General features: G+C 42.7%; 8 protein-coding genes and 1 tRNA gene. 8 read left to right on the forward strand and 1 reads right to left on the reverse strand.

Features of this window, described 5'->3' with window-relative positions; translation table 11 throughout:
- Window positions 1-26 precede the first annotated feature (26 nt).
- The 8 genes from BLL40_RS14850 to BLL40_RS14885 all read left to right on the forward strand — a co-directional run bounded on the left by BLL40_RS14850 (window position 27) and on the right by BLL40_RS14885 (window position 6,803).
- Entirely contained in the window at window positions 27-290 is a 264-nt protein-coding gene (locus BLL40_RS14850; protein WP_073712650.1) for a DUF1871 family protein, read from the forward strand.
- Window positions 291-395: 105 nt separating this feature from the next.
- Window positions 396-896 carry an Lrp/AsnC family transcriptional regulator gene (locus BLL40_RS14855; RefSeq protein ID WP_073712651.1) on the forward strand — a complete coding sequence of 167 codons (501 nt, stop codon included), beginning with the start codon at window positions 396-398 and terminating at the stop codon, window positions 894-896.
- On the forward strand, window positions 896-2,068 hold the full coding sequence (locus BLL40_RS14860; RefSeq protein WP_073712652.1) for an aminotransferase: 1,173 nt from the start codon (window positions 896-898) through the stop codon (window positions 2,066-2,068). Before BLL40_RS14855 ends, BLL40_RS14860 begins: the two co-directional genes overlap by 1 nt.
- 160 nt (window positions 2,069-2,228) lie before the next feature.
- Entirely contained in the window at window positions 2,229-2,594 is a 366-nt protein-coding gene (gene yugI / locus BLL40_RS14865; RefSeq protein ID WP_073712653.1) for a S1 domain-containing post-transcriptional regulator GSP13, read from the forward strand.
- Window positions 2,595-2,689: 95 nt separating this feature from the next.
- On the forward strand, window positions 2,690-3,934 hold the full coding sequence (locus tag BLL40_RS14870; protein ID WP_073712654.1) for a Glu/Leu/Phe/Val family dehydrogenase: 1,245 nt from the start codon (window positions 2,690-2,692) through the stop codon (window positions 3,932-3,934).
- A gap of 104 nt (window positions 3,935-4,038) precedes the next feature.
- Window positions 4,039-5,196, forward strand: a complete 1,158-nt coding sequence (locus tag BLL40_RS14875; protein ID WP_073712655.1) for an iron-containing alcohol dehydrogenase — start codon at window positions 4,039-4,041, stop codon at window positions 5,194-5,196.
- Between the two features lie 105 nt (window positions 5,197-5,301).
- Entirely contained in the window at window positions 5,302-6,657 is a 1,356-nt protein-coding gene (locus BLL40_RS14880) for a glucose-6-phosphate isomerase (protein ID WP_073712656.1), read from the forward strand.
- A 73-nt stretch (window positions 6,658-6,730) separates the two neighbouring features.
- Window positions 6,731-6,803, forward strand: a tRNA-Ala gene (locus tag BLL40_RS14885).
- A 65-nt stretch (window positions 6,804-6,868) separates the two neighbouring features.
- Here the strand turns inward: BLL40_RS14885 and BLL40_RS14890 are convergent.
- On the reverse strand, window positions 6,869-7,567 hold the full coding sequence (locus tag BLL40_RS14890) for an MgtC/SapB family protein (protein ID WP_073712657.1): 699 nt from the start codon (window positions 7,565-7,567) through the stop codon (window positions 6,869-6,871).
- Window positions 7,568-7,870: the final 303 nt, after the last annotated feature.

Raw genomic sequence — 7,870 nt, forward strand, 5'->3', positions numbered from 1 at the left:
GTAATGGAAAACGAAAGGTGATACAAATGAACGAAACTGTACAATTAAATTATGCACTAGCCGACGTGTTGAATGGCTTCGATCCATTCAACGCGGGAGCGGGCTTTTATGATACGGAAATTGCGGACTCCATTTATGCGGTTCACCGTTTGGATGAAATCAACGAACTCGCTGCAACGATCCGATCCATCTATGAGCACTCTTTTGATGCGCCAATGCCAGGTGGAAATCCAACAGTGCTTGCGGAAAAGTTGCTTATGATTAAACATAATTCTCCATGTTATTTGTGAAAATCAACAAAAATAATTGAAAGTTTTATCAAAATGAACAAAGAGATGATGAATTTGTTATAATGGGATATGTAGATTTTGACATAATTGAGGAGGCTCATCATTATGAAGCTGAATGAAAAAGAAGTGGAAATCCTTGAAATTCTGCAAAAAGATGCACGCTTTGAAGCTTCTGACATTGCGAAAATGATCGGACTTGCGGAAGTGGAAGTAGTGAAGATGATCCGCCGTCTTGAAGAAGAAAAAATCATTGTTCATTATGCAACGCTTGTAGATTGGGCAAAAATGGACAATTATACTGGCGTAACCGCAATGATTGATGTAAAAGTAACACCGAAGCACGGCGTCGGATTTAATGAAGTAGCGGAAAGAATTTACCGCTTTAAAGAAGTCAGCTCGGTTTATTTAATGTCGGGTGTATACGATTTATCGGTGACTGTTGAAGGGAAATCGATGAATGAGATTGCCCGTTTTGTTTCTGAAAAATTATCGACACTTGATTCTGTTGTATCGACAACTACTCATTTCCAATTAAAAAAATATAAGCATGACGGCATGATTTACACATCAAACGAGCAAGATCATAGAATTGTGGTGTCACCGTGATGACGACGGGGAAAAGTTACATTGCTAAATCAGTTGAAAGTATGCGCCCATCTGGCATCCGGAAGTTTTTCGATCTGGCTGCGACGATGGAAGGTGTTGTGTCGCTCGGCGTTGGCGAACCGGATTTTGTTACATCATGGCCGATACGTGAAGCAGCGATATCTTCATTGGAACAAGGATTTACGTCCTATACAGCGAATGCTGGATTAATTGAATTGCGCCGTGAAATTTCGTATTACATGAGCAACCGTTTTCTTGTAAACTATTCGCCTCAGGATGAAATCATTGTCACAAACGGTGCCAGTCAAGCACTCGATATCGCGATTCGTGCGATCACTGACCCAGGCGATGAAATTATTGTGGTAGAACCGTGTTTTGTTTCATATGCACCGCTCGTGGAACTTGCTGGCGGGAAAGCAGTCACGATTGGTACGACCGGTGAAACAGAATTTAAATTGCAGCCGGAACAGCTTGAAGCGGCCATTACACCGAAAACGAAAGCGATTCTTCTTTGTTATCCGAACAATCCAACAGGAACCCAGCTCGATACAGCCGAATTACAGCTGATAGCCAACATTGTAAAAAAACATGATTTGCTTGTAATTGCCGATGAAATTTATGCAGAACTTGCCTATGATGAAGATCATACATCGATTGCGACACTTGATGGCATGCGTGAACGGACGATTTTAATTAATGGTTTTTCAAAAGCATTCGCCATGACAGGCTGGCGTCTTGGTTTTACATGTGCGCCTGAAGAAATTTCTGGCGCGATGCTGAAGATTCATCAGTATGCGATGATGTGTGCATCGACACCAGCGCAATATGCTGCGGTTGAAGCATTGCAGCATGGCATCGCAGATGTTGAAAGCATGAAAAAGGATTACCGTAGGCGGCGCAATTATCTCGTTCAATCATTGAATGAAATTGGACTTGACTGTCATTTGCCGGGCGGAGCGTTTTATGTATTTCCATCGATTCAGTCAACAGGGCTTACATCTGAGCAATTTGCGGAACAATTGCTGCTTGAAGAAAAAGTAGCTGTCGTGCCGGGTTCTGTTTTTGGTGAAGGTGGCGAAGGATACATTCGCTGTTCATATGCTTCTTCTATGTCACAATTGCAAGAAGCGATCAAACGAATCAGCCACTTTATCGAAAAAGGAAGAGCGTAATTTTAGCTCTTCCTTTTTTTGTATTAAATAAAATACATGACTGTACGTCTTTTTTACCGGGGAAATGAGTCCTTAATATCAAGTCATTATGAAAGTATGGTATAATATCGCGACGCATAAAACAAGAAAATAAGAAAACAATTAAAACTGGAGAGATTTGATGGAACAAAAATTTGAACCGGGACAGATTGTCACTGGGAAAATCACCGGTATCCAGCCATACGGTGCGTTTGTCGCACTTGAACATGGCCGCCAGGGACTTGTTCACATATCGGAAATTACCCACGGATTTGTGCGGGACATTAACGATTATTTAACAGTCGGCGAAGATATATCGGTCAAAGTGCTGTCGGTTAACGAAGACGAGAGTAAAATCAGTTTATCGATACGCGCGACAGAAGAGGGTGGTCGGCGTCAGCGTCGGGGCATCTGTATTAATGATGATGGGGACGGCTTTCATCCGTTGAAAGACAAGCTTCAGGAGTGGATTGAACAGTCTGTCAGAGAAGAACGGAAAAAAGGTTAAATATAGGGCTTGCGATGGGCTGTTTACAGGCGTACAATGAAGGCGGTCTAATGATCAAGTAATGATAAAAATGATAATAAAAGAGGCGAAGGTAAATGGCTGAAAATCTAAACTTATTCACATCAACCCAGAATGTTGTTAAAGAAGCGTTAACAAAACTAGGATATACGGAAGAAATGTACGAACTTCTGAAAGAGCCACTCCGTATGTTAACAGTACGTATCCCAGTTAAGATGGATGATGGGTCAGTTAAAATTTTTACAGGCTACCGTGCACAGCATAATGATGCACCCGGACCGACAAAAGGCGGCGTCCGTTTCCACCCTGAAGTGAATGAAGAAGAAGTGAAAGCATTAGCGATGTGGATGACGTTAAAAGCAGGTATCGTTAACCTGCCTTATGGCGGCGGAAAAGGCGGTGTCGTATGTGATCCACGGCAGCTGTCTATGCGCGAAATCGAAAACATCAGCCGCGGCTACGTGCGGGCGATCAGCCAAATTGTTGGCCCTACAAAAGATATTCCAGCGCCGGATGTGTATACAAATTCACAGATTATGGCATGGATGATGGATGAATACAGCCACATCCGTGAATTTGACTCACCAGGCTTTATAACAGGCAAGCCAATCGCGCTTGGCGGTTCACACGGACGTGAAAAAGCGACTGCACAAGGCGTGACCATCTGTATTCATGAAGCGGCGAAAAAACGGGGGATCGATATTCAAGGTGCCCGTGTCGTCGTGCAAGGCTTCGGCAACGCCGGCAGTTACTTAGCAAAATTTATGCATGATGCAGGCGCAAAAGTAGTTGGGATTTCTGATGCATATGGAGGCCTTCACGATCCGGATGGACTAGATATCGACTACTTACTGGACCGCCGCGACAGTTTTGGCACAATTACGACATTGTTTGACAATACCATTACGAACCAGCAGCTGCTTGAGCTTGATTGTGACATACTCGTACCAGCAGCGATATCCAATCAAATTACCGAGGAAAATGCGTATAACATTCAAGCATCGATCATCGTCGAAGCAGCAAATGGTCCGACATCACTTGAAGCAACGAGAATTTTAACGGAACGCGGCGTTTTGCTCGTACCAGACGTTCTTGCAAGCGCTGGCGGCGTGACAGTTTCTTATTTTGAGTGGGTACAAAACAATCAAGGGTACTACTGGACGGAAGAAGAAGTGAACAAAAAACTGCATGAAAACTTAATTCAAGCATTCGATAATATTTACGAAGTATCACAGACACGCGGTGTTGACATGCGTCTCGCCGCTTATATGGTCGGTGTTCGCCGTGCAGCGGAAGCTTCGAAATTTAGAGGATGGGTGTAAACTTAAACCGGCTGAATTCCAGCCGGTTTTTTTTGAATCAAGTTCAATCATTTGAAAAAGACACGATCTGTTGCGCATAATAAAAAAGAACAGGAGTGAAAAAAATGAATGAATTTGTATACTGGAATCCGGTAAAGTGGATATTTGGCAAAGACACAGTAAATCAATTGAGAGGCAACATTGCTCCTTATGGAGAAAATATACTGCTCGTATATGGTGGAGGGAGTATAAAAAAAAGCGGTTTGTACGACATTATTTTAAAACAATTGCAAGGCTTTAACATAACGGAACTGTCGGGAGTAGAGCCGAATCCGCGCCTGACCACGGTTAAACGCGGAGCAGAGCTATGCAGAGAAAATAATGTCCGATTTATTCTGGCAGTGGGCGGTGGCAGTGTCATTGACTGTGCAAAAGCGGTTGCGGCGGCAGCGAAATTCGATGGTGACCCGTGGGATTTCGTAACAAAGAAAGTGGTTGTTGAAGAGGCGATTCCATTCGGTACGGTTTTAACATTGGCAGCAACCGGGTCTGAAATGAATTCAGGATCAGTTATTACGAACTGGGAAGCGAATGAAAAGCTCGGGTGGGGAAGTCCTCATGTGTTCCCAAAATTTTCAATATGCGATCCGTTCTGGACGACGACAGTTCCACGCGATCAGACTGCATATGGCATTGTCGACATGATGACGCATATGCTTGAGCAATATTTCCATACTGTCGATCAAACAGATGTGCAAGATCGAATGGTCGAAGGAACGCTTAAAACAATTGTCGAAATAGGTCCGAAATTGATGAATGATCTGCAAAATGAAAAATTGCGTGAAACGATCATGTTTGCAGGTACAATCGGTTTAAACGGTATGCTGCAAATGGGATATCGGGGCGACTGGGCGACACACAATATTGAACATGCAGTATCCGCTTTATATGATATTCCGCATGGGGGCGGCCTAGCAATTTTATTCCCGAATTGGATGAAGCATACGGTTGATGTGAAGCCAGAACGATTTAAACAGTTGGCCGTCCGTGTATTTGAGGTTGAACCAGAAGGGAAAACGGACAAAGAAGTAGGGATGGAGGGCATTGAAGCGCTGCGTCATTTTTGGACATCTATTGAAGCGCCTGTCCGCCTATCAGATTATAATATTGATGACAGCCGCATAGATGAAATGGCAGAAAAAACACTTTTTAACGGACCATTCGGTCATTTTACGCATTTAGATCGTGATGATGTGACAGCTATTTTACGTGCATCACTTTAACCGGGCAAAAATAAGCCCGGTTTTTTTGGTTTTTTTTTCTTGCGAAACCGTGTACAGTCGTATACAGTAAAGTGGAAAATACAGTTAGACGGAGGTTTTTTGAGGATGACGCACATTCAATTTGATTATTCAAATGCCCTTTCGTTTTTCGGCGAACATGAAATCGCATATTTACGCGATGCCGTAAAAGTGGCGCACCATTCCCTTCATGAAAAAACGGGACAGGGACAGGATTACCTAGGCTGGATTGATTTGCCTGAAGATTATGACAAAGAAGAATTTGTCCGTATTCAAAAAGCGGCGGAAAAAATTCGCAAAGATTCTGACGTGCTTGTTGTCATTGGGATCGGCGGTTCCTATCTAGGCACCCGTGCAGCAATCGATATGCTCAACCATAGCTTCTATAACGTCGTATCATCTGAAAAACGCAATGGTCCACAAGTAGTTTTTGCCGGCAATAACATCAGCTCTACATATATGAGTGATTTGATCGATGTGCTTGATGGTAAAGATTGGTCTATTAATGTGATTTCAAAATCTGGTACAACGACGGAACCAGCGCTAGCTTTCCGCCTGTACCGTGATTTACTTGAAAAGCAATATGGAAAAGAAGAAGCGAAAAACCGTATTTATGCAACGACAGACCGTGCAAGAGGCGCGTTGAAAACGGTTGCAGACGAAGAAGGTTATGAAACATTTGTCATTCCAGATGACGTTGGCGGACGCTATTCCGTTTTAACTGCCGTTGGTTTACTTCCAATTGCGGCAACAGGAGTGGACATTGAAGCAATGATGACAGGTGCTCGTGATGCACGTGCAGCGTACAGCTCATCTGAGCTTGAAGAAAATGGAGCATATCAATATGCAGCGGTTCGAAATGTCCTTTATAACAAAGGGAAAACAATTGAAATGCTCATTAACTACGAACCAGGTCTTCAATATTTCTCTGAATGGTGGAAGCAGTTATTTGGCGAAAGTGAAGGGAAAGATGGTAAAGGTATTTTCCCATCATCTGCTAACTTCTCAACAGACCTTCATTCACTTGGTCAATACGTGCAGGAAGGACGCCGTGACTTATTTGAAACCGTCATTCGTGTTGAAAACTCACGTAAGTCATTGGTTGTTGAAAAAGAAGAAAATGATCTGGATGGCTTAAACTACTTAGCTGGTCAGAAGGTTGATTTTGTGAACAACAAAGCATTTGAAGGAGCACTCTTTGCCCACACAGACGGAGGTGTACCGAACTTGACGGTGTCTATTCCAGAGATGGATGCATACACATTCGGTTACCTAGTCTACTTCTTTGAAAAAGCATGTGCCCTCAGCGGTTATTTACTAGGTGTCAATCCATTCGACCAGCCGGGCGTAGAAGAGTATAAAGTGAATATGTTTGCACTTCTAGGTAAACCAGGCTATGAAGATAGAAAAGTAGAATTAGAAAAGAGACTCCGTGGGGAATAATCCCCCGGAGTTTTTTATGAAAAGAGTTGCAAGTGTTCAGGAAATCATTATAATATAGTCTAGACATAAAAAAGGGGCATTAGCTCAGCTGGGAGAGCGCTTGCATGGCATGCAAGAGGTCAGCGGTTCGATCCCGCTATGCTCCATATAACAAGCCTGTGTGTGCAGTGTATGAAAAACCTCCTTTCCGGCTAACGGAAAAGGAGGTTTTTCATGGTTCTTCAATCTCGACATGTTGTATATCTGAAATTTCAGAAATGGTACAGTATACTTGGGTCGTCTGCCTTTTAAAATAAACGCCGGCTGTAAGTTCGATCAAATGAGCATGTTTTGCTTCAATGTATCGAATATGGACACGTTTCACGTTAATATCTTCATGTTCAATGGCTTTTACAATATCCTGTACGTTATGGTGGCTTGTTGTCATAATCTTGATATACAATAATCTTTCTTGCAAACGTTTGGGACCAACGAGCCGAATAATGCCAGGTAAGATTTCAACAGCTAATAGAAGCATGATAACACCAGCAATGGCAGTGGAATAAAATCCTGCACCCACGACAATACCTATGCCTGCTGCGCCCCAGATCATTGCAGCTGTCGTCAAACCAGAAATGCTGTCATTGGCTCGGTGTAAAATAACGCCTGCGCCAAGAAAGCCAATGCCTGATACAATTTGGGCGGCTAATCGGAGTGGATCCATTGTAATATTGACATCACTGCTGCCGGGATATCGGTAGACGGATTCAACAGAGACAATCGTGAGCAGACAGCTGATAATTGAGATGACAAGGCTCGTTTTTAGTCCGGCTGGTTTCCGTTTTAATTCGCGCTCTAACCCGATAATGGCTCCGAGCGCTGAAGAGAGCCCAAGCTTTACGAGCAGCTGAGTATCTATAATCCATTCCATGAGCTGGTACCTTCTTTCTATTAAGAAATAAGAAATGAATCGTTTAATCTATTTAAACATAAAAGGTGTTGCATGGGTGGTGAAGTGCTTGAAAAGCAGGCGTTTTTCATGTTTTTTAAAAAAATAAAAACTTTTTTCGAAAAAGGCTTGCCTAATGTCAAATAAACATGATATATTATTTCTTGTCCGATAGAGACACGCCGATAAACATTTTGACAACAGGTAAACATCATGTTAAATTAGTGAAATGGCGTTACTAAGATTGAACATTGAAAACTGAACAAAATCAATAAAAACGTCAAC

Origin of the sequence: Domibacillus mangrovi (genome assembly GCF_001906925.1) — a bacterium.
GTDB lineage: Bacteria > Bacillota > Bacilli > Bacillales > Domibacillaceae > Domibacillus > Domibacillus mangrovi.